Raw genomic sequence first — 23,165 nt, forward strand, 5'->3', positions numbered from 1 at the left:
TTTGCGAGCCACTTCTGTCACCATTCGCTCAGCCACAAAAAAGCAACATACAGCCAACATACAGCGCTGTTTATTTAAATCCAATATGCACAACCGCGTGTTTCTTCGGCGATGAATTGGTTATAAATTTTACTAAAAATAAGGATATAAGATGAAAACATTCACAGGGCTACTCTTTGCGAGTGGGCTGACACTCCTGTTAACAGCATGCGGTGGTAGTAGCGAGGAAGATTCGACGCCAGTCATCCCCACACCGGATCCGACGCCACCCGCATTATCCGCCGATATCTGCTATTTAATGGACACATCGAAGGGTGATATTACCCTCGCCATTGACCTAACGAACATGCCAATCACAGGTAAAAACTTTAAGCAGTATGTGGATAAGTCATTCTATAACGGCACTTTATTCCATAGAGCCGTCAATAATTTTGTTATTCAAGGCGGCGGATTTACGACGGGATTAAAGACTAAACCGACCAGTGCCCCCATAGTCAATGAGGCCGCAGTCGGTATTAGCAACAAGCGCGGAACAATTGCAATGGCGAGAACGACTGCTCCTGATTCTGCAACATCACAGTTCTTTATCAACATCTTAGATAATTCGGATCTGGATGCATCGGCCAGCAGTTATGGTTTTGCCGTTTTTGGCAAAGTCGTTGATGGGATGGATGTAGTCGATCAAATAAGCATAGTGCCCACTAAAACCAGCGGGGGTTTCTCCTATACGCCGGTGGAAGAAATTTTTATCAATTCAGTAACAGAAACCAACTGCCCAGCCAGCTAAATCCCCCGCTAAAGCGAATGTTATAGCGTAAAAAAGCACTGAATATTCAGTGCTTTTTAATACCCGTGCGACCCCGTCATAAAAATTCATCATTTTGTTACCAAGTTCCAACTTTAGTGGGAATTTAGCCCCAACAATCCCTTGAACTCGATCTAAATCACATATCGACTCCCCCTTAATTGGTAGCTTGGTAACCAGAAAATGAAACAAATTTATCTTTGTAAATTATATAGGTGGATATATGGCTGCTAAATTTTTTATTCCTTCTGTCAACGTATTAGGCCAAGGCGCAGTGGATGACGCTATCGGTGATATCAAAACCTTAGGCTTTAAACACGCACTCATAGTGACGGATAAACCCTTAGTCAAAATTGGCTTAGTCGGTGAAGTGGCCGAAAAACTCGGTCAAAATGGCATTACCTCAACCATTTATGATGGCGTGCAACCAAACCCAACCGTGGCGAACGTCGAAGCCGGTTTAGCCCTGCTAAAAGCTAACGAGTGTGACTTTGTGATTTCCCTCGGCGGCGGCTCCCCCCACGATTGTGCTAAGGGTATCGCTCTAGTTGCCACCAACGGCGGCAGCATTAAAGACTACGAAGGGTTAGATCAATCCGCAAAACCACAGTTGCCGTTAGTGGCCATCAATACGACGGCAGGCACCGCCAGTGAAATGACCCGTTTCTGCATCATTACCGACGAAGCCCGCCACATTAAAATGGCGATTGTCGATAAGCACACTACGCCTTTGCTGTCGGTGAACGATCCTGAGTTAATGCTGAAAAAACCTGCTAGCCTAACGGCGGCAACGGGTATGGATGCACTGACCCACGCAATCGAAGCCTATGTATCAATCGCAGCGAACCCAATCACAGATGCCTGTGCTATCAAGGCGATTGAGTTAATCCAGGCAAACTTAGTGAATGCTGTTGAAAATGGTCAAGATATCAATGCCCGTGAGCAAATGGCCTACGCCCAATTCTTAGCGGGTATGGCGTTTAACAATGCCAGCTTAGGTTATGTACATGCGATGGCGCATCAGTTGGGCGGTTTCTACGATCTGCCCCACGGCGTGTGTAACGCTCTGCTGTTGCCCCATGTGCAGGAATATAACGCCCAGATCGTCCCTAACCGTTTAAAAGATATTGCCAAAGCGATGGGCGTGGATGTATCTGCGATGACAGATGAGCAAGGTGCCAGTGCGGCGATCGCGGCAATTAAAAAACTGTCTGTTGCGGTCAAAATTCCTGAAAATCTGACCTTGTTAGGCGTTAAAGCGGAAGATATTCCAACCCTAGCTGAAAACGCCTTAAAAGATGCCTGTGGATTCACCAATCCAAAACAAGCGACCCATGGGGAGATCTGCCAGATCTTCACTAATGCGCTCTAATCTGAATGAGGTCAGCAGGAATCGCCATGCAATCTCACAGTTATCGCAAAATGATATAAAAAACGTGATCTCTGTGGGTTACACCCTGTTACAGATCCGATAAACTGCAGCCAGTTCGCTTTTTCCCTGCAAAAGATGAAGCCAGCTGAGAGGCCCATTCTAAGGAATGGGCCTCTGTCCATTCCGCCTTCTGCTTTTATACCCTGCGCTTATTCTATCCATAGGCGATTTATTGCGCCTAACACTCTTTTAATCACTTACACTGATAGCACTGCGGTCAATTGTTGCTTTATTAATCAGTAATTCAGCAAAAACGAAACTTCATTCTAAACTGAGAGCTAGCACAAAGTTATTGGTAAAAAACTCATGCTAAATAGAGTCATAACAAACCGAAGCAACTATTTAATTTTCATACAAAAACAAACGCTTTATTTAGAAAAGAAACCGAACATAATCGCCATAATTAATGATTGACCGAATTCAAAAACGATGCCTATGATGGCAACAATATCCTCGAACAGGTAGGTACGCTATGACAGCAATTACGCACGTATATAACTACACAGTTAGATGTCCACATTACAAAGATCCTGAACATCCGGTTACTTGGTTAAACCATATCGAAATGAACCAGTCCTGTGAAATTGCGTTAAACCGTATTACCAAATGGCATGAACTTTCAGGGAATAAATCCTTCGAGACCAATAAATTTGTCGTTCGCAAAGCCGAAAATGAAGACGCTTACTTTTCGATGCAGAGTGACAGATTGAAAAATGATGGCCACGCCCTCGTCACCTTTAAAATCTTTTTAGATGAATGTTGTGACGATGCCGCGCCAGAGGAAATTATGCAGCATCTGATTGAAGATTATCAGCAGCGATTAGCCAAGCTCGAACAAGCCTAATCTCTCCCAGCGGGTGCCACGCGCAGTGCTGGCACCCATGATAATCGCCTCACTCCATAATTCACACTTAGCACCCTATTCCCCCTCGGCACCACTCACACTCAGCCCCCTAAAAACATCGGTCGTATTAACCATTTCCACCTTAAATGACACTAACGGCAACACCTGTATCCCGTTAAGAGGTGAAATAAAGTGCGACTATCTGCTATATTGCCCTCACTTAACGTTACTATCACTTTTAAGAGATGGATATCAAAATGAATAAAGCAACGCTAATCATGATCCCGCTATTGCTTGCAACTTCGGCCTGTGCAGATTTAAAGGATGCCGGACGAGCCATTGGCACCACCACTAAAGATGTGACCAAGGAGATAGGTCACGCCACCCGCGACACCACCAAAGCTATTGGTCATGCCTCACGGGATGCGGTGAAATCGGTCAAAGAAGAACTGACAGAAGATTCAGAGTGACGCCCATGCGCCACTCTGCTTTATCGGGTCTCAATCCCTAGGCCGCATTAGCCCGAATACCATGGGGCACAGGCAAACCTTGCGCATTGACGTTTACAAACACCATCTTATCGATACTGACCACAGGCGCCTGCGTCATCTTATTGCGAACCTGACAACTGACAGTGATGGAACTGTGTCCAAGACTCACCAACTCTAAGCCAAATTCGAGCACATCCCCTTGGCGGGCTGGCGTCATAAAATTGATTTCTGAGATCAACTTAGTGACATGGCTAGTCGTCTTCATCTGACAGGCGGCAAAGATGGCGGCCTCTTCATCAATCCAACTTAATAGCTGGCCACCAAACAGTGTGTTCGCGGGGTTTAAATGTTCGGGTTTAACTAAACGACGACTGTAATATTTCATGGCGATGACCTCTATATGAATGCCAACAAACAGCTTAAGTACGCAAATAAGCGTGCCTTATATTGAGAGCATTATTCAGGCCATTTTTACTCGCCATTAAATAACAATGAGATAGCAATAAGTGTTTATAAAATGCGCTAAAAATTGCACCAACTCGAACCAGAGTTGCACCATAATAATCAGTCAGTTAACGATAAAAAAATAGCGACTCAAAGAGTCGCCAAGCTTAGGCAAGCAAATACTTACTGGGTAGGAAGTTAAGTCACAAGTTTTGACTTAAAAACCCGTGCAGCACATGTAGGCAAACTGCACGGGGGTACAACAGCTGCAACGCAGCTAAACACAGGGTTTACATTGACAACATCTTACGGGTAAATCGACCTTAGCAATCCCTTAAAACTGCTCCTCTTCGGTTGAGCCAGTCAGTGCAGTGACCGATGAATGACCACCCTGGATCACTGTCGTCACTTGGTCGAAATAACCAGTACCAACCTCCTGCTGATGGGCAACGAAGGTATAACCCTTCTTGGCCGCTGCAAACTCAACTTCTTGAACTTTCTCAACATAGTGCTTCATGCCTTCGCCACGAGCATAGTCATATGCAAGATCGAACATGTTGTACCACATGTTGTGGATACCGGCTAAAGTGATGAACTGGTACTTATAGCCCATGTCGGATAAGGCCTGTTGGAAGCGCGCAATAGTGGCGTCATCCAAGTTTTTCTTCCAGTTGAAGGAAGGTGAACAGTTATAGGCCAATAATTGATCTGGATATTTGGCATGGATAGCCTCGGCGAAAATACGCGCTTCTTCCAAATCTGGCTTAGCGGTTTCACACCAAATCAAGTCGGCATAGGGGGCGTAGGCAAGGCCACGGGAAATCGCTTGGTCAAGACCCGCTCTCACGCGATAGAAACCTTCGGCAGTACGCTCGCCAGTCACAAAGTCACGGTCATAGGGATCGCAATCGGAGGTTAACAGATCGGCTGCGTTCGCATCGGTACGGGCAATCACTAAGGTTTCAACGCCGCTCACGTCCGCCGCTAAACGTGCTGCAACTAACTTTTGCACCGCTTCTTGAGTAGGCACTAACACTTTACCGCCCATGTGACCGCATTTTTTAACCGAAGCTAACTGATCTTCAAAATGCACACCGGCAGCGCCAGCATCGATCATCGACTTCATCAATTCGAAGGCGTTTAATACCCCACCAAAACCCGCCTCGGCATCGGCAATGATTGGCAGGAAGTAATCCACAAATGCTTCATCTTCTGGATTGACGCCATTGCCCCATTGGATTTGGTCAGCACGGCGGAAGGAATTATTAATCCGCGATACCACAGCCGGAACTGAGTTCGCTGGGTACAAAGATTGGTCTGGGTACATAGTGCCAGCCAAGTTAGCATCGGCAGCCACTTGCCAGCCAGAAAGATAAATCGCTTCAATACCCGCTTTGGCCTGTTGCACCGCCTGACCGCCGGTTAAGGCACCGAGGGAGTTAACATAGCCTTTTTTCGCACCACCGTTGACTAAATCCCATAACTTAGCCGCACCCCGTTTTGCGATGGTGTTCTCTGGCACGATTGAGCCACGTAACGCCACCACTTCCTCCGCAGTGTAAGGACGACGCACATGTTTCCAACGTGGGTTTTCTGCCCAGTCTTTCTTGATCGCATCAATCTGCTGTTGACGTGAAATCTGCGTTGCCTTAGTCATAGGGTCACTCCTTTCTCTGTGATGTTGTAGCTATCATGAAACTGCCCCCCAGTTTCACTCTGCTTATGGGTTTGATTGGCGGTAGCCCCGCCACAGCTAATAATGTTTTAGATAAACGTTTATGCTAAGCCGTGAGCATCTCGTAACCGGGTAAGGTTAAGAAATCGACCAGTTCGTCAGAAGTGGTAATATCCTCGAGCAATACTGCGGCTTGGGTAAACTTGCCATGGGTGAATCTGTCGCTGCCCACTTCCTGCTTCACATTGGCAAGCTCCTCCACCAGCATATCTCTAAAGAGTTGTTTAGTAACAAGTTTGCCGTTTGACAACGACTTACCGTGTTGGATCCACTGCCAAATAGATGCCCTGGAAATCTCCGCCGTAGCCGCATCTTCCATTAAGCCGTAGATAGGTACGCAACCATTGCCGCTGATCCACGCTTCTAAATATTGCAGCGCAATACGAATATTGAGGCGCATGCCCTGTTCGGTACGCTCACCGTCACAGGTTTTGAGTAACTCTGCGGCGAGAATAGGCGCATCGACGTCGCGGGTAATATGCAACTGATTACTATGGTCTTGACCGATATATTCGTTGAAAATCCCCATGGCCGTGTCGGCAAGTCCAGGGTGTGCAACCCAAGTACCATCGTGGCCGTTACGCGCTTCTAACTCTTTATCCCTGCGCACTCGCTGCAAAACTGCTTCATTTTGTGCGGGGTCTTTCGCAGGAATAAAGGCAGCCATTCCGCCCATGGCTAAGGCGCCACGTTTATGGCAAGTCTTAATCAAGAGTCTTGAGTAAGCGCTTAAGAAAGGTGTATCCATAGTGACGGCCTGGCGATCGGGCAACACTCTGTCACTATGACGTTTTAATGTTTTGATATAACTGAAGATATAATCCCAACGGCCGCAGTTGAGCGCGACAATGTTAGAACGCAATTCATAGAGGATCTCATCCATTTCAAACACTGCTGGCAGCGTCTCAATCAGGCAAGTACACTTGATCGTTCCCGCCTGCAGGCAGAATCTTTCTTCAACAAAAGCAAACACTTTTGCCCACCAGCGCGCCTCAATATGGCTCTCTAGCTTAGGGATATAGAAGTAGGGTCCACTGCCTTTGGCCAGCAGTTGGCGATAGTTATGGTAAAAATACAGGGCAAAGTCGAACAGTGAGCCGGGAATGGCCTGACCATTAAACTCAACATGCTTCTCTTTTAAATGCAGACCACGGACGCGGCAGATCAATACCGCAGGATTTGGCCCCAACTTATAATGTTTGCCCGTTTCGGGAGCCGTGTATTCAATATCCCCGCGCACTGCATCGCGTAAATTGATTTGACCTTCGATGACTTTTTGCCAACTCGGCGCTAAGGAATCCTCAAAGTCAGCCATAAACACTTTGGCATTCGCATTGAGTGCATTGATCACCATCTTACGTTCAACTGGGCCGGTGATTTCCACCCGGCGATCAAGTAGATCTTGAGGAATACCTCGGATTTGCCACACCCCATCTCGAATCGCACGGGTTTCGGGTAAAAAGTCTGGCAAAGCTCCCTTGTCGATACGAGCTTGCTTATCTTTACGTTTAGCCAGTAACGCTGGTACCTCGTCACCAAACTCGCGGCAAAGAGACTCGAGTAAGGCAATGGCCCCTTCGGTAAATATGACTTCCTGCCCAGGGATATGTTTGCCCACTATGGTTAATGGACCGCTGGAAATTGATTTGCCCTGCGCTGAATTCAACTGCTGTTCACTCAAAGTGTGTTCCGTCATCTTCTCGCCCTCCCAAGAGGCTCAACTATCACAGTTTTGTCGCAGATACTGGGACAAGCCCCCAATCACGCTGTCTAAATATCAGCCACAAAACCATCAAATGTTTGTTTCGAACTAAAACTTACCGACAAACCTTTGTATTTGCAACAGTCCAGTCAAGGGTAAAAACAGCTTAAACTTGACCAAAATCGCATTAAAAATTGGTCAGACCAAGCAAAAAGTTACAGCACAAGACATTGATTAACAACAAAATAAGTAAGTCGCAATATCATAAATATTTACTAATATGAAAATTGTCAGACAACTTTACCAGCGATGACACATTGTAATTAATTCCGTATATTTATTACATTAAGTAAATTTTTAAATACACACTTGAGACCTTATTAGACCTAAGTAGAAATATGAAGATGTTTTGAACTAACCTAGAGGTAAAGATTTAAATGTGATAAAAATCATAATCTTAAACATTAAGTGACATATGACAAATTTAAACACTCGTTTCAATTTGACGTTTACGTAAACGGTTGAACGCATAAACCTATAGATCACTTCACTTAGGGTTGCGTTTCCAGATCAACAAGGTCGGTTGCTCTGGTTAACTCAAAAAAATAATCACTTTTTTATAAAAAAAATGAAACAAAGTCGAAATAACAACGGCATGTTAGCGAAAATGCCACCAACAACATGGGAGTAACTCGATAAGAGGATTACCTCCTCTTAGCTTTTACCGTTTTATATACGTAAAGGATGCCACAGCTATACCCCATTCGAACCTGAAACATTTGTTGCAAACAAAATGAAAACCATTATCATTCGCAACCTTTTCATGGGGGAATTACATTTATGAAGCCATTTTGCTTATCACTCATCGCACTCGCCTGCATGGGCAGCCTGTATCAAACCGCGTTGGCGGATCCTATTTCAGCGCCAAATAACCAAACCAATATCGAACGTATTACGGTTTACGGTAAACAGAACTCCGTCGTTAAAAATTCAGGGTTAGCAACCAAATCCGATATGTCACTAATGGAAACCCCTGCCGCCGTTGTAATTGTCGATCAAGAGCTAATAGAAGCCCAAGGTACAGATAATCTTCAGGATTTAATCCATAACATCAGTGGTGTAATCCAAGCGGGGAATAACTACGGTATTGGCGATAACTTAATGATCCGTGGTTTAGGCGCTAACTATACCTATGACGGTATGTATGGTGGCGCAGGCCTTGGTAACACTTTTAACCCTACACGTTCTTTAACCAATGTAGACTCAGTTGAGGTACTAAAGGGCCCTGCGACGGGTCTCTACGGTATGGGGAGTGCAGGCGGAGTCATCAACCTGATCGAGAAAAAGCCTCAATTTGAGTCAAACCATAAATTTACCGCTGAAATCGGCCAGTGGGACACCTATTCATTGGCACTCGATAGTACCGGCGGTCTCACGGATAACCTTGCCTATCGCGTAGTCGCCAAATCCGCCCGAAGTGAGGGATATCGGGATTTAGGGACCGACAGAGACGAAGTGTACGCCTCCTTAAAGTGGCTAATCACTGATAGCCAAGATTTAATGCTTTCAGTAGCTTATATCAAAGATGCCATTGCCGTTGACTCCATAGGCCACCCTATTCGGATCTATAACGCCGACTCTGTTAATGGCAAAACGGCCGGGGAAGTCAGTTGGCAAGATTTGATCAACGATCCTAACGGCAAAGGCATACAACTGACCGATGAGCAGCGCCAGCAATTAGCGGCATCATTGGCCAGCGGGGATGGCCTAACGCCCTATTCCTTTGGCGATGCGGGCCTGATTTCGCCCATGGCGAAGGATAACGAAGGCGAAGAATTAAGATTTAAGCTGACCCACAATATCTACTTTAACGACAATCTCTTCCTCAATCAGCAACTGCAGTACCGTGACTACACCTCAGGGTTTGCTCGCCAAACTGGTGCCTATAACTACGTCTATTGGAATAATAAAGGGGCAATCAATGCCGATCCGCGCGCGCCCTTGGTTGAAAATGGCGTGTTATATCCCTTTGCCGCCAGACGGCAGGAATACCGTAAAGTCGATGCCGATGAAACATCCTGGCAATATTTTGCCGATTTACGCTATGACTTCCAAATTGGCAATATAGACAATGAGTTATTACTTAACGCTAACTACGAAGACCGTACAATTGGCTTCCAGCAATACTCTATCTACGATGCGGATCAAATCTTTAAAAGCAAGGACGGGAAAACCACTTACCAGGGATCACTCCCCTACATCTACGACATTCGCCACCCTAATTGGGGCACAGGTACATTTGAGGACTATGATCCACTAAAAACCGCCAACTATAACAAGACAGTCAGTGCCTGGGGCCTAGGGCTACAGCATGTTGGTTATTTAGGTTACGGTTTTACGACTCGGATTGGTGTTGCCTTTAATGAGATAAAACAAAGCTATGAACATTTAGGTGTCGATGCGCGCTACAGTGCCAGCGAGGCCAAAGCGACCGAAGAACAGGACACCACGGATAACGGCACTACCTATAACTTAGGCATGACCTATATGCCGATGGATGATCTGTCATTCTTTATCAATCACGCTAAGGGACGCACCGCCTACAATATTTTAGGCTCTGTCACTGGCACTCTTACTGACCGTGAAGATTCTGAATCGATAAGCAATGATCTGGGCATGCGCTTTAAAGCCTTCGATGATCAACTGCTCGCATCACTCGTATTGTTTAAAAGCTCACGCACCAATGTGCCCTATACGAATGAAGACTATAAATTAGGCGTCTCAGGGCCAGAAGTCCCCCTGTATTTCTACGACGGCAGCGAAGATACCCAAGGGGTTGAGCTCGATCTCAATGCCCACTTAAACGACAATTGGCGTATCAACCTCAACGGTATGTACCAAGATGCAAGGGATAAACAAAATCCAAACAGTTCAACCTATAACAGCCGTCAAAAAGGTGTGCCCTATGTCACTGCCAGCGCTTGGGTAACCTACGGTGCCGATTGGTTTGCACTAGCTAGCCCAATTGAACTCAGCCTTGGCGCAAAATATGTGGATGATAGAAGCACGCACTCGAGCTCATTTGGGATCCCAGAGGGTTACGTGCCAAGCTATACCATAGTGGACTCGGCAATCAGCTACACCGCCGACTCGTGGAAAGTGCAGCTCAATATCAACAATCTGTTCAACAAAGACTATTACAGTAAAGCCATGTTCCTCGGCGGTATGCCCGGCGAAGAGCGCAATATGACATTGCAATATAGCTATAGTTTCTAAGCATTCTCCCGCAGCCATAAACAACAAGAGAGCCCATGGGCTCTCTTGTTGTTTATGGCAATAAAACTTAACTCACATTTTCCCTATCGCCGCGCATCAAGGATTCCAACTCGGCTCTACCTTTATTAGATAAATCAATCAGCTTCGCTAAATCATGTTGATGGACAGCACTGGCAACCACCAGCTTTTTATCGTGCTCGGCAAAGATTTTAACCCGTTCGTTGGCCTGCACTTGCGATAAACCTAAGCCCTGCAGGATCTTCTCACTAGCGGATAATGCCGAACCAAAGGTTTCGCGGAACACATCGGTTACCCCAAGACTCATCAAACGATAGGCATGGTTACGATCCCGAGCTCGGGCAACAATATTAACGTGAGGAAAGTGAGTTTTTACTTGTTGGGCAATCTCAATGGAATCCTCAACATTATCAACCGCCAGCAAGAGTAACCGTGAGCGCGCGATCCCCGCCGACATCAACATGTCTAATCGTCTGGCATCACCAAAATACACTTCACCGCCATATTTACGAATAACGTCCACATGGCTGGCATCCTTATCCAAAGCCACAAATGGAATACCCGAGGAGGCCAAAATCCGTCCCGTTATCTGCCCTACTCTACCAAAACCTGCGATCACCACCTCTGACTCAGTCACATTAATGGTATCGGGTAACCTTGTATCCACCACTTTAGCTTTAGTGGCCCGGAACAAGGTGAAAATCAGCGGTGTAACCGCCATCGATAGACCGATAGCAAGCACTAAAATCTGTGCAATTTTGTCGCCCACAATACCGGATAATTGTGCCTGCGATAACAGCACAAAGGCAAACTCGCCACCCTCGGCCAAGATTAATCCAAGGGCGATGCTCGGGCGCCAAGTATGGTGACGTAAGCGCCCAAGCAGCATCAGCACTAAGGTTTTAATCACTAACATTCCCAGCAATATGGCTAAGATAAACAAGGGTTCGGTCAGCAATAACGTTAAATCCATACTCATACCGACCGCCATAAAAAACAGGCCGAGTAAGAGCCCCTTAAAGGGTTCTATGTCGGTTTCAAGCTGATGTCGATAGCTGGAGTTTGCCAGCATAATCCCCGCTAAAAATGCCCCCATACCCGCGGATAACCCGAGCCATTCCATCAACTCGGCGCTGCCCATCACCAGCAATAATGCAAAGGCGGTGAGCACTTCACGAACACCGCTACTTGCCACTAATTTAAGCACTCGCGGCAGCAGATATTTACCCACCAACACAAAGCCGACTAATGCCACACATGTCCAATACCATGGCACGGCATGGTGTTCAATCTGGGCCGAATTGGGCGCTAAGTAGGCCGTGAGTAACAACATGGGGATCACGGCAAGATCCTGCATTAACAACACCCCAAAGGCATCGCGCCCGAGTGGTGTCGTCAGCAGTCTATGCTCACTCATCAGCTGCACCGCAAAAGCGGTCGAAGATAAGGATAATGCCGCGCCCACCACTAATGCCGCCTCAACGGATAGGCCAAATCCCCAAGCTAAACCACCTATCGCCGCCCATGAAAGCAGTAACTGACCGCTACCTAAGCCAAAAATAGCGCTGCGCAGTTCCCAAAGTTTACTTGGATTCAGTTCAAGCCCGAGCACAAACAACATCAGCACCACACCAAGCTCGGCAAAGTGTAAAACGGCAGCAGGATCGGAAACTAACGCCATACCGCCAGGCCCTAAAATCACCCCAGCAGCAAGATAGGACAGAATAGGCCCCGCCCCAAAGCGCTTACCCAAGGGCACAAAAATCACCGCGGCGAGTAAAAAAAGTAGCACGGAAGTCAACAAACTCGACTGTTCCATCAGGGCTCCAACAAAGTAAAAATGATAGGCAACAAGCGCGCATAGATTATCGCTAATCATACCCGATTTATTTGTTAACAAACCCTAAAACTTAAGAGGAAAATCAAAACATCAGGATAAATCGGCGAAGGAGGAAAACGGGAATAAACGCGGCTAAAGACATGAAGAAATTGATATCAACCCCTATCGACCCGCGGCGGTATAAGCAACCCCAATAGCGACAACACTTAGCGCATACTCACCAATCGGTTACCTAAGCTGGTCGCTTGTTTATCGGACTTTAATATATCCGAATAGCAAAAAACGTTATTACGCCCACTGGATTTCACCGCGTATAGGGCCATATCGGCACGGTGCAATAAAGGATCGAGGCTTAAATCCTCCGACCTCATACCACTCACCCCAAAACTGGCGGTAATAACAAATTTATGCCCCGAAAGATGGGTATCAATTGCCTCAATTCTGACCCGGCACTGCTCGGCAACCTCCATACCCTTTGCTTCATTGGCATAGGGCAGAAAGATTGCAAACTCTTCGCCACCAATACGGGCAAACACATCACCATTGCGAATATGGGGTTTAAGTGACTCAACCACCTTCTTCAGCGCCCAATCTCCAGTACCGTGGCCATAGGAATCATTAATCAACTTAAAATGATCTAGGTCGAATAAGATCACGCAAAAATCCCCTTTTCGCGCAGCAACCTGCACAAACAGGTTTTCCCCGAGTTCTTGCCCCGCGCCGCGATTAAGCACCCCAGTGAGGGCGTCGATCCTCGCCATGCGCATAAATTTGCGCTTTTGCAGACTGCCAACGATTAATAAAATCCCGAGGAAAAACAGCCCACCTACTAATATAGTGATAAACATCAGCATATTAGTATACTCACGCTCCTTGACCATTTGCTGGGCAATATAGAGTTCACGCTCTTTATTGAGTAAATTGATTTCACGCGCCTGTTCATCGGCGTTAAATTTAGCCGCCTGATAAGCGAGGGTCTTCATCTTAGACTCATCAAAAAGCAGTTGATTATAATACTGCTCTTTTCTTGAGTATTCATAGGCTTGCTCAAATTGCTGTTTTTGAGCATAAATCTTAGCGAGTACACGTGATGCACCGTGCTTAAGCTCTGTATTACTAGAATCATCCACAAGATTCATAACATATTGAGCATGTAACTCTGCTTTCGTAAAATCTTGCAACATCAAATAGGCTTCACTGAGCAACGCATGTGTACTATTTATCTCAAGTTGAAAATTAAATGACTCATAACCTTTTAGCGCATCCAATAGATAGGATACGGCAGGGAGTGGTTCATCCGACCTTAACTTAGATTCACCCATACCTTTTAATGCAATATATGCAATTAATGGGTAACCACTGGACTCACAAAAGCTACGAGTGAATTTAAATTCATCAAATGCTTGAGAATAAGACTTTAACTCTAACTGGTGAACGGATAAATATAACTTAGCCCCACACACATCTTTAACATCATTAGGAGAAGCAAGAGCAAGCGCTTTAGCTGCGTATGTTGCCACTTCTTCTGTAATCCCCATGGTGGCATAGAGACTGGCCAAACGTAAATATGAGGCGCGTTTAAGGTTAACATCTTCAATGCGCTCAATTAACCCAAGACTCTTCCCCATCACATTGAAAGCATCATTAAAATGGCGTAAAACAATATAGGCTGTCGCCTCATAGCTATATGCAGAAAATAACATTTCAGAATCTTTGAGTAAGGCTTCTGATTGATTCAATGTATCGATAGCTGTTTGATACTGCCCAGCATAAATAGATGCTGCGCCTTTAAAGACCAAGAATCGCCCTTGTTGCAAACGTGACATTGAATCAAATTCAGACTCAAGGGTTTTAAGCAGTTCTATTGCATCAGGTAAATTGGAATGTTGTAATGTTTCAATCTTAGTTAATGCTTCATCATAATTTTTAGGTGCAGCAATTAAGGGCATACAGAGTATGCCCAAGATCACCGTAAATAAAGCACAAACAAGCTTCAACTAACCACCATTACCATGTGAAATAATAACGTAAGATTGATAATTCTCATCCCCGCTGAGGTTTTTCAATTTTTCCATATCCCCCGTCATCACGGCGGTAATTTCTTCATCAGTTAACCCATGGGCACGCATCACACCCTCTGGATCCTGTTGATAATCTTCCATTAACTGCGCATCTTGGCCTAGCTGGGTAAAAAAATCCGATAATGCAGACATCGTTTCTCCTTATTATTAGTCATGACTCAATATCATCTATTTAGCCTAAATCTTCGGGGCTTATCCCTAACTTAGTCAAAATAGCATAGTTGTACTCGAGCTTTTTTGCTGGCGGAATTAACAGAGTGCTAATCGGTGTTAAGTGCGCTTGGGGCAAATCAGCAAGGGGCAAGCGTTCGATACGCGCCGTTTGCACCGGCAAGTTTGCCGCCTCATAAATAATCACCTCATGCTCGAGGGGATACCATTGGTTAAGTTGCTCCACCAGAATTTGCAATCTGTCCGCAGACGTATGGAACTGCGTTAATGTATGCTCACCCGCAATGGCAATTTGCCAGAGTAATAAGTGGGTTGTCGGATCGGGCACATGGTTAAAAAACATAAACTGGCTGGCTTCAAAGCTTTGGTGGCCAGAGTTACCAGGGTCGATACCCAGATCCGCCCATAAACAGGCTTCAGCTGAGATCCCTGGCTCCATCTTAGCCGAAAATCCCTCCACCCGCGCCCGCGCAATTGCCATATGGGAAACACAGGCAAACACGCCCGGATGACCATAGAGCGCACAAACGGTTTTTTTACCCGCCCTCACGGCCTCCAAAATGGCATTGACCATTTGTTCATAGGTTTCTCGGCGATTTTTTATCTCGCCATCTTGCGCATAAAACTGCTGCAAATTGATGACATTTGGGTTGATTTTCATCAACCAACGCTGGGAAAAACCATCGGGCAGGAGTGAAAATACGATATCGGCATGCTCAATATAGCTGCGACTTAAGACGCTTATCTGTCCCGCTAGCTGCAAACCAGTCCCCACACAGACTAATGACCCCAAACTGCCCCCAATTCGCCTAACTATATGCTAACGCCATCAAAGTAAAACCTTTTCACAACTCTACCTATGTTTTTACAACATTGCCACATAGCAACACTCCATTTAGTAAAATTTGCCTAACCATTGATCAATCTCACGCCAGATAAGGCACAAAATGAAAACCTAGTCCCAATAAACGCACAAATATCTCCACCGTTTGAGAACTTAACCCCATATCCTAGGTCGAAAACTCACACAATTCGAACTATGAAGGCAGCAAAGCCCAAATGCCCTTGTCATAAGGGGGAATGCTTGGGTATTATGGCCGCCAGATTTTCAGAAGTAGCGCATACAATGATCAATAAAAAGCAAAGTCTTACCCTGCTGGGCGCTGTGGCGCTCTCTGTTTCGCTCAGTGCATGTAGTGTGTTTGATTGGCTGATATATAAGCCGGACATTCCACAGGGTAACTACATGGAACAGCAACAAGTTGAAAAGTTGCGTATCGACATGACCAAAGAACAAGCCGAATACATTCTCGGACGTCCTGTGTTACGCGATAGTTTTGCCGACGATGCTTGGTATTATGTTTATCACTATAAGAGTGGCCGCGATGCCAGTATCACCCACAAAGAGTTGATCCTGCGTTTTACGGGCAACAAATTAACGTCGGTCACTGGGGATTACGAATTAAGTAAAGAATTTGATACCCCACTGGAACAAAGCAAATTGCCTATGGCGACAACGGTGGAAACAACGCCCTTAATCCCAGCGCAACGTCCAGATGAAAAGCCGCTAGTAAAAGAAAATCAATCTGAAGTACAAGTGCAAAAACCCATTAAGTAGTGTCAAAAACTTAATAACACTTTGACTTGATTCAACAATAAAAAAGCGCCTAAGGCGCTTTTTTTATTGCTAATGACCCACTATGTGCAAAATGCAATTAAGCACGGCCACCCGTGACTTTGTTCGCGCGGCCCTCATCCTTAGCTTTATCGGCACGGCGACGGCGTACATCCTTAGGATCGGCAATCAAAGGGCGGTAAATTTCAACCCTCTGCCCCGGTAAAATCACTTGGTCATGTTTAACCTGATTGCTAAACACCCCTAATTTAACCGTTTCTAGATCGATCTCAGGGAAAAAACTCACCATATTACTCTGGCGTACTATCTCAATCGCACTCGTGCCAGGATGCACGCTCACCGAAATGACTTTCTGCTGCATCGGCAGCGCATAAATCACATCGACTACAAACTTATCTGCTTCATTTATCACGGTAAATTACCTTAGCGCGGCTCGTAAACGCCGTCACCATTGATACCATAAGATCATTAAACACTTTACCAAAGGCCATATCGACGAGTGAGCTTGAAAACTCAAAACTTAAATCGAACTCTACCTTACAGGCATCCTCGGTTAATTCGGTAAAACGCCACTGTCCGAGTAAATGTTTAAAAGGCCCATTTTCTAACGTTAAATCAATACTTTTACCGGGAACAACCTGATTACGTGTTGTAAAGGTTTTACGGATCCCCGCCTTGCTCACATCAACCGAAGCCAGCATAGTTTTACCATCAAACTCTAGCACTTTTCCGCCAACACAACCGGGTAAAAACTCTTTATATGACTCAACATCATTAACTAAATCATACATTTGCATCGCACTAAAACGAACTAACACACTTCGAGAAATTTGCGGCATAGGGCTTAGGTACTCTTAACATAACCAATTCACGCGAGCAGAAGTCATCTCACATGCCCTAAGAAACCTAGGGAAACTAAAAATTGCATGGGATTTTATCACGATACGCAAAAAACGCATCCCTTGCTCACATAAGGGCATCACACCCATAGCGTTTTGCACTAAGTGAGTGTAAAAAAGCAGCAATAAAATACTATAGGGTTGAAATAAGTCAAATAAGCCCTTATATCCATTTCAAATTGATTCACCGTGCGTATAATGGCGCCACTATGGTAAAGAAAAACTCAAAAAAAGCCGCGCCTGCGACAATCGCACGCAATAAGCGCGCAACCTTCGAATACCGTTTCGAAGAAAAAATGGAAGCTGGCCTGTCCCTTATGGGATGGGAAGTGAAGTCGATCCGCATGGGTAAGGTCAACCTGTCGGACTGCTATGTATTCCTGAAAAATGGTGAAGCCTTTATGCATGGCTGCACTATTATTCCGCTCAATACTGCATCGACACACGTAGTCTGCGACCCGCTTCGATTAAAAAAATTACTCCTAAGCCGCAAAGAACTCGACAAACTTGCAGGCTTAGTCGAACGCCAAGGCTACTCTATTATTCCGATCTCAATGTACTGGCGTAAAGGTGCATGGGTCAAAGTAGAAATAGGCCTAGGTAAAGGTAAAAAAGATCACGATAAGCGCGAAGACACCAAAGCACGGGAATGGGAAGTTGAAAAAGCCCGGGTGATGAAAAAAGAGAAAACGCGCGGATAATGAACAAACGATTGAACTTGTTATAAATGATACTAGGTTATCTTTAAGCGACAGGTTACAATCAACTTTCTTGGGGGCGATTCTGGATTCGACAGGATTCACGAAACCCTGGGAGCATGCCGAGGGGCGGTTGGCCTCGTAAAAAGCCGCACAGTTATAGTTGCAAACGACGATAACTACGCTCTAGCCGCTTAATGCCGCTAGCCATCTGACACAGGTCTCTCAAATGGGCAGTGTATACAGATGGTCATCTTACATTTGATAGCGAGGGAACTCCGTCCGGGGGTGAACCGCGAAACAGTACCGGACTCGCCTGATGAAATCCTGTCTTTCGGAGTTTATTCAGGTTAACCAAAAGAAAGACTAAGCATGTAGCGCCTTGGATGTAGGTTTTCTGGACGCGGGTTCAAGTCCCGCCGCCTCCACCAAATATAAGAACGAAGACGTCTCAGGACGTCTTTTTTCTTGCCTTGAATAACGTAAAATCAATGACTTAGCTTAATTCACAGTCCATAGACGTCCAATAATGATTGGTAACATCCTCGATTTTAATCAGCTCAGAAGTCACACTAAGGCTTCATCTTAAAGTTTGGTGTGACTCGAATAGGTTGCGGTTGGTTGTGAACTTCATATCAGAATAAAGCTGACGTTCTCTATCTAAACCCACCCACTTTAGCACTACGAAGTCTGCGCAGACTCAGTTTGACCCATCTCGACTCAACTCTGCTTTTCAACCTTGTTGATGCTGCCTTTATATCCGGTGGCATCGACGGCTTTAAGCAGATTATCGAGGTTAACATCTTCTGCGACTGTGACTACGGCTTGCTCAGTTTTAAGGTTCGCTTTGGCTTTAATCACCCCATCGGTTTTGCGAAGGGCCTGATTAACGACGGTGACGCATAATGGGCAGGTCATGCCCTTCACATCGAGTGTGACCAAGAGATTTTCTGCCCAAGTGAATGGCGTAAATCCCAATGATGTGATGACTAATAGGGTCGATAGTGTGGTTAATCGTGTGATACGTGATAGTGGCTTCATTCGAACACCTCAAGCAGCCAAGGTAAAACAAAGGGATAGAGCTGAAAAGCGAGCACAATGGGCACTGTGAGCCAATAGATAAGCAGCATTTGTCCTCGGCTAAAGGTGCCAGTACAGAGTGGTTTTTTCGCAAGGTACAAGCGCCAAAACCCAAGCAAAATCATCCCTGTTGACAGAATCAACATGGGCACTTGCAGCCAAGCTAAACTCGATAACCCCGACAACCCAGCCGCAGCCGCAGATACGCCAAACACTAAATAGATTAAGGGCGCGATACAGCAAAGGCTAGAGGCAATCGCCGCAATGACTGCGGCGACCATAGTGGCTAACAGCTGCTTAGCGCTGTTCGCTTGACTTGTAATCATAGGCAAAGACTTTTGGCTCATAGTAATTCACAGGATCGCCATCCACTTCGGCATAGGGATAGCCAAAATTATTCAGCGGAGTCTGCTCCGCTACGGGGAATAAGTCAAAGTCGCGGCCATAGTTAAAGCCGACCCAGTTCATTTCCCAATTACCAAACAGGTAGTCATTTACCGCTTGAACGGCCGGATCGCTATGCTCCTTATTCTCGGCAAGGCGCATTTTGGTGACATCGGCGGGATCGGCAGGTAACCAGCCATAACCGGCAAGGTAGAACATGGCACGGCAATGTTGGCCGCCGGTGACATCGGCAATGCCTTTATCGTCGGCGCTACCAAAGGCTTTTTTAGAGTACTGACCCATCTTGATGGCTTGGCCTAAACGAATACCGAACATCTCTCGGGCAGGGATCCCCACGGCGCGCATTAGCGCGACAAATACCGAGTTGATATCGGTACATTTCCCGCCGAGTTTACCACTCTCAAGGATCGTCGCTACATCACCAGTGCCGCAACCAATCACATTGTTATCGCGGAACATATTGGCGCTGACCCAGTTATAAATGAGTCGCGCTTTTTTCAATGGATCCGTTTCACCAGCCACAATTTTATCTGCGGTCTGCTTAACAATACCGTCGATGGGCATATGTTTAGTCGGCTGTAGGTAGAGTGCAATATCGGCGGGATAGTGGAGTTTTGTTGGAGTCCGGTAATGGGTTAATTCCCCTCTTTTTACGGGCTCCCAATCTTCGGTTTCTATCACTAACTCGACCGTTATGGTCATCTTGCCTTTGGCATCGGGCCAAGTGGCAAACAGGGTTTTTGCCCCATAGGCATTATTGGTGCTGATATAGGCATCCTGATATGTGCCATTAAAATTAAGTTTGCGGACCTGTTGAAATGCGGTGTCTTCCGGTAGCGGGATCCACAAGTTAACAGCGCCCTCAGAGCCATAGGGCGCTTTCAAATCATAGGTGTTCATCAGGGTAAAACGACGGCGCCCCTCTGAGGAAGGCTGCTCAATGACACTCGACTTAGCGGAAGCTAATACCGGAGTCATCGCCGCTGCGGTCGACAACAGCGCCGCCGTTTTTAGAAAATCACGTCTTTGCATAGGGTACATTCCTTACCATTGATTAGCGTCAGAAAAAGAAGAGAAAACTAAAGTAATGTTCGGCATTATAGGGAGTCCTACATCGAGCACAATAACGCGGCGACCCCAACACTCAAAAACCTACGGCAGAGCACAGTAAGTATACAAATTCACATTTGTATCAGACAAAATGACCCAACTCATTGCGCCTATTTAGGCTCCATCGCAGATAGTGGCATTAACGAGTCGTACACTTTGACTTCTGCTTTGTTTTGCCAGTCTTTTTGTACAAAGGGAATTAAACCAATAAGCTCAACCACCAAAATACTCAACTTTTGTTGAGTAAAGCGTGAATACAAACAAGGTTAGCTTAATGGGCAATAGGCAGCGTAAAATCACCACTAGCGGTGAAATTGATTAAAAAACAATTGCAATAACACCTAAAAATACCAATAATGTTGCGCAGCCGTTGGCCCTGTCATTCAATTTTATTTGCAGATTAGAGACAATGAAAACCACAGGCCTAAAAATAACAATTAAAGCCATAGCCCACGTTCACATTTCAGTATTGTAAGGTTGTAACCCCATGATCCCCCAATGGCAGCAGTATATTCAGATCATCAACCAAGTCGTCAAACCCGCATTAGGTTGCACCGAACCCATAGCCGCAGCCTATGCATCGGCCGTGGCACGTGCACTGCTTAATGCAGCGCCTGACTCCATTGCAGTACAAGTATCAGATAACCTCTATAAAAACTCTATGGGTGTGTATGTACCAGGCACAGGCAAAATTGGCCTTGCGATTGCGGCTGCAGCAGGGGCTATTGCGGGTAACGCAGATGCGGGCTTAGAAGTACTTGCCGCTATCACTCCCGAACAGGTCGACCAGGCACAACGCCTTATTGATGCCGGCCAAGTGAAAGTAGAGCGAACCGAAACGGCAGAATTTATCTATTGCTGTGTCACCCTCAAGGCTGGCGAGCAAGAAGCCCAAGTGAAAATCTGTGGCGGCCACACCCTAATCGCTGAAAAGCGTCTCAATGGCGAGCCAGTTTACACCTCTGATAGCACCCAAGCGGTAGCCACAGGCTCCATCTGTGATGGGATTGAGATCAGTATCGAATCTATCTATAAGTTCGCCCAGGAAGTCCCCTTTGAGGAGATTAAATTCATCCTTAAAGCCTCTGAATTGAATAGCAAATTATCCGATGAAGGCATGGCGAATCCCTATGGGCTCGAAGTGGGTCGAACCATGAAAAGTGGTATTGCTGCCGGGATCATTGGCGAAGACTTACTGAATAAAATTGTAATGCTCACTGCCGCGGCCTCCGATGCCCGTATGGGCGGCGCGAATCTGCCCGCTATGAGCAATCTTGGCAGCGGTAATCAAGGCATTGCGGCCACTATCCCCGTGGTATTAACCGCACAATGCTATAACGCCAGCGAAGAAAAACTGGCCCGCGCCTTGATCATGAGCCATCTAGGGGCGATTTATATCAAGTCACACTACCCACCACTGTCGGCATTTTGTGGCAATACGGTGACCAGCGCTGCCGCCTCTATGGCCATGGTGTATATTGCTGGCGGCTCCTTCGAGCAATCCTGTTTCGCAATCCAAAACGTGATCAGCGATAGCTCTGGCATGGTGTGTGATGGTGCCAAGGCCTCCTGTGCCATGAAGGTCAGCACCTCATCCAGTGCGGCCGTGCGCTCATTTCTGATGGCGTTAAGTAGTCACAATGTTTCTGGCCAAGGTATTATTGCCACCGATGTTGAAAAAACCATTAAAAACATAGGCAAAATGGTCCTCAATGGCATGTCATCCACCGATGTCACCATAATCGATATCATGTCGGCATAATGGCTTTAATCCGCTGCGATTGGGCGGATTGATAATGAAAGGTTGAAATTGTGAAGCTGCAAGATTTAACGCCAACTGATCTAAGTGTGCTCAAATCCATCGAAAATATTGTTGATGGTATTGCCGCTATGTACGGCGAACACACGGAAGTGGTATTGCATAGCCTAGATGCCAAACATCCCTCTGTGGTTAAAATTGCCAATGGTCATGTCACTGGGCGTGAAGTGGGTGCGCCGATCACCAATCTTGCCCTGCTGAAGCTAAAGACGGGGCAAGATATCTCTAACTCTTACCTCACGAAATGCGCCAATGGTAAGACGCTCAGATCGATCACGACAGTGATCCGCAACAGTAAAAATCTGCCTATTGGGCTGTTATGTATCAATACCGATATGGATGCCCCGCTGCAATCCGTGCTGCGCACTATGATGCCAGATCACCTATTTAGCAGCGAACTCACGAGTTCACCCGAGGTCTTTGCCCGTAATATCGATGAAGCACTCCACAGCACTATCGATAGTATAAATAATGAAGTTCGCTCGAATCCAGCGATTTCGCCATCACAGAAGAGCCGTGAAATTGTCAATCAGCTCTATGAGTTAGGCATTTTTGAACTCAAAGACAGCGCCCAAGTGGCCGCAACCCGATTAGGGATTTCAGTACATTCAATTTACCGTTACCTGCGGGAAATTAAAGCCAACCACGCCTAATCAAGCTTAATACCGTCCGTTAATAT

22 protein-coding genes and 1 other RNA gene are annotated in these 23,165 nt (G+C 46.0%); 10 read left to right on the forward strand and 13 right to left on the reverse strand.

Annotation, left to right across the window (positions count from 1 at the left end; translation table 11 throughout):
• Positions 1–151: 151 nt before the first annotated feature.
• The 4 genes from MJO46_RS06165 to MJO46_RS06180 all read left to right on the forward strand — a co-directional run bounded on the left by MJO46_RS06165 (position 152) and on the right by MJO46_RS06180 (position 3,551).
• A complete protein-coding gene (locus MJO46_RS06165) occupies positions 152–787 on the forward strand; it encodes a peptidylprolyl isomerase (RefSeq protein ID WP_253988562.1) in 636 nt (211 codons plus the stop codon).
• A gap of 241 nt (positions 788–1,028) precedes the next feature.
• Positions 1,029–2,177: an L-threonine dehydrogenase gene (gene yiaY, locus MJO46_RS06170; protein WP_253988563.1), complete on the forward strand. Its 1,149-nt coding sequence runs from the start codon at positions 1,029–1,031 to the stop codon at positions 2,175–2,177.
• A gap of 532 nt (positions 2,178–2,709) precedes the next feature.
• Positions 2,710–3,081: a cytoplasmic protein gene (locus MJO46_RS06175; protein ID WP_198782764.1), complete on the forward strand. Its 372-nt coding sequence runs from the start codon at positions 2,710–2,712 to the stop codon at positions 3,079–3,081.
• A gap of 257 nt (positions 3,082–3,338) precedes the next feature.
• The gene (locus MJO46_RS06180; RefSeq protein WP_253988564.1) at positions 3,339–3,551 is read left to right on the forward strand and encodes a hypothetical protein; all 213 of its coding nucleotides are present in this window, start codon (positions 3,339–3,341) and stop codon (positions 3,549–3,551) included.
• 37 nt (positions 3,552–3,588) lie between these two features.
• Here MJO46_RS06180 and MJO46_RS06185 read toward each other — a convergent pair whose 3' ends face one another.
• The 3 genes from MJO46_RS06185 to aceB form a co-directional block, all read right to left on the reverse strand.
• Complete coding sequence (locus MJO46_RS06185) at positions 3,589–3,957, reverse strand: acyl-CoA thioesterase (protein WP_011790136.1); 369 nt, start codon at positions 3,955–3,957, stop codon at positions 3,589–3,591.
• Positions 3,958–4,350: 393 nt separating this feature from the next.
• Entirely contained in the window at positions 4,351–5,673 is a 1,323-nt protein-coding gene (gene aceA / locus MJO46_RS06190; RefSeq protein WP_198782762.1) for an isocitrate lyase, read from the reverse strand.
• Between the two features lie 124 nt (positions 5,674–5,797).
• Positions 5,798–7,447 carry a malate synthase A gene (aceB, locus tag MJO46_RS06195; protein ID WP_253988565.1) on the reverse strand — a complete coding sequence of 550 codons (1,650 nt, stop codon included), beginning with the start codon at positions 7,445–7,447 and terminating at the stop codon, positions 5,798–5,800.
• An 846-nt stretch (positions 7,448–8,293) separates the two neighbouring features.
• On the opposite strand from aceB, the gene MJO46_RS06200 reads away from it, so the two are divergent.
• On the forward strand, positions 8,294–10,729 hold the full coding sequence (locus tag MJO46_RS06200) for a TonB-dependent siderophore receptor (RefSeq protein ID WP_253988566.1): 2,436 nt from the start codon (positions 8,294–8,296) through the stop codon (positions 10,727–10,729).
• A gap of 67 nt (positions 10,730–10,796) precedes the next feature.
• Here MJO46_RS06200 and MJO46_RS06205 read toward each other — a convergent pair whose 3' ends face one another.
• From MJO46_RS06205 to MJO46_RS06220, 4 genes are all read right to left on the reverse strand, one after another.
• A complete protein-coding gene (locus MJO46_RS06205) occupies positions 10,797–12,566 on the reverse strand; it encodes a monovalent cation:proton antiporter-2 (CPA2) family protein (RefSeq protein WP_253988567.1) in 1,770 nt (589 codons plus the stop codon).
• A gap of 227 nt (positions 12,567–12,793) precedes the next feature.
• Positions 12,794–14,536, reverse strand: a complete 1,743-nt coding sequence (locus tag MJO46_RS06210) for a GGDEF domain-containing protein (RefSeq protein WP_253988611.1) — start codon at positions 14,534–14,536, stop codon at positions 12,794–12,796.
• A 48-nt stretch (positions 14,537–14,584) separates the two neighbouring features.
• A complete protein-coding gene (locus MJO46_RS06215; RefSeq protein ID WP_253988568.1) occupies positions 14,585–14,800 on the reverse strand; it encodes a hypothetical protein in 216 nt (71 codons plus the stop codon).
• Positions 14,801–14,840: 40 nt separating this feature from the next.
• The gene (locus MJO46_RS06220; RefSeq protein ID WP_253988569.1) at positions 14,841–15,632 is read right to left on the reverse strand and encodes an SAM-dependent methyltransferase; all 792 of its coding nucleotides are present in this window, start codon (positions 15,630–15,632) and stop codon (positions 14,841–14,843) included.
• 333 nt (positions 15,633–15,965) lie between these two features.
• Between MJO46_RS06220 and MJO46_RS06225 the strand changes: the two genes are divergently transcribed.
• On the forward strand, positions 15,966–16,457 hold the full coding sequence (locus tag MJO46_RS06225) for an outer membrane protein assembly factor BamE (RefSeq protein ID WP_253988570.1): 492 nt from the start codon (positions 15,966–15,968) through the stop codon (positions 16,455–16,457).
• Between the two features lie 97 nt (positions 16,458–16,554).
• Here MJO46_RS06225 and MJO46_RS06230 read toward each other — a convergent pair whose 3' ends face one another.
• Both MJO46_RS06230 and MJO46_RS06235 read right to left on the reverse strand, forming a co-directional pair.
• Entirely contained in the window at positions 16,555–16,887 is a 333-nt protein-coding gene (locus MJO46_RS06230; protein WP_253988571.1) for an RnfH family protein, read from the reverse strand.
• A complete protein-coding gene (locus MJO46_RS06235; RefSeq protein WP_253988572.1) occupies positions 16,877–17,314 on the reverse strand; it encodes a type II toxin-antitoxin system RatA family toxin in 438 nt (145 codons plus the stop codon). Before MJO46_RS06235 ends, MJO46_RS06230 begins: the two co-directional genes overlap by 11 nt.
• Before the next feature lie 269 nt (positions 17,315–17,583).
• On the opposite strand from MJO46_RS06235, the gene smpB reads away from it, so the two are divergent.
• Together smpB and ssrA are read left to right on the forward strand one after the other, a co-directional pair.
• Positions 17,584–18,075 (forward strand): SsrA-binding protein SmpB, encoded by a 492-nt coding sequence (smpB, locus tag MJO46_RS06240; RefSeq protein ID WP_007646482.1) that lies wholly within the window; start codon positions 17,584–17,586, stop codon positions 18,073–18,075.
• A 72-nt stretch (positions 18,076–18,147) separates the two neighbouring features.
• Positions 18,148–18,503, forward strand: a transfer-messenger RNA (tmRNA) gene (gene ssrA / locus MJO46_RS06245).
• 289 nt (positions 18,504–18,792) lie between these two features.
• Here ssrA and MJO46_RS06250 read toward each other — a convergent pair.
• The 4 genes from MJO46_RS06250 to MJO46_RS06265 all read right to left on the reverse strand — a co-directional run bounded on the left by MJO46_RS06250 (position 18,793) and on the right by MJO46_RS06265 (position 20,927).
• A complete protein-coding gene (locus tag MJO46_RS06250; protein WP_253988573.1) occupies positions 18,793–19,113 on the reverse strand; it encodes a heavy-metal-associated domain-containing protein in 321 nt (106 codons plus the stop codon).
• Positions 19,110–19,433 carry a hypothetical protein gene (locus tag MJO46_RS06255; RefSeq protein ID WP_367880910.1) on the reverse strand — a complete coding sequence of 108 codons (324 nt, stop codon included), beginning with the start codon at positions 19,431–19,433 and terminating at the stop codon, positions 19,110–19,112. Before MJO46_RS06255 ends, MJO46_RS06250 begins: the two co-directional genes overlap by 4 nt.
• A 16-nt stretch (positions 19,434–19,449) precedes the next feature.
• Positions 19,450–20,589 carry a transglutaminase-like domain-containing protein gene (locus MJO46_RS06260; RefSeq protein ID WP_253988575.1) on the reverse strand — a complete coding sequence of 380 codons (1,140 nt, stop codon included), beginning with the start codon at positions 20,587–20,589 and terminating at the stop codon, positions 19,450–19,452.
• Positions 20,590–20,777: 188 nt separating this feature from the next.
• Positions 20,778–20,927, reverse strand: a complete 150-nt coding sequence (locus MJO46_RS06265; protein ID WP_253988576.1) for a hypothetical protein — start codon at positions 20,925–20,927, stop codon at positions 20,778–20,780.
• A gap of 227 nt (positions 20,928–21,154) precedes the next feature.
• Here MJO46_RS06265 and MJO46_RS06270 point away from each other — a divergent pair, with 227 nt between their 5' ends.
• Positions 21,155–22,429, forward strand: coding sequence for a serine dehydratase subunit alpha family protein (locus MJO46_RS06270; protein WP_253988577.1), 1,275 nt, complete (start codon positions 21,155–21,157; stop codon positions 22,427–22,429).
• Positions 22,430–22,479: 50 nt separating this feature from the next.
• Complete coding sequence (locus tag MJO46_RS06275) at positions 22,480–23,139, forward strand: PAS domain-containing protein (protein WP_253988578.1); 660 nt, start codon at positions 22,480–22,482, stop codon at positions 23,137–23,139.
• Positions 23,140–23,165 lie beyond the last annotated feature (26 nt).

Source organism: Shewanella sp. KJ2020 (assembly GCF_024197625.1).
Taxonomy (GTDB): Bacteria; Pseudomonadota; Gammaproteobacteria; order Enterobacterales; family Shewanellaceae; genus Shewanella.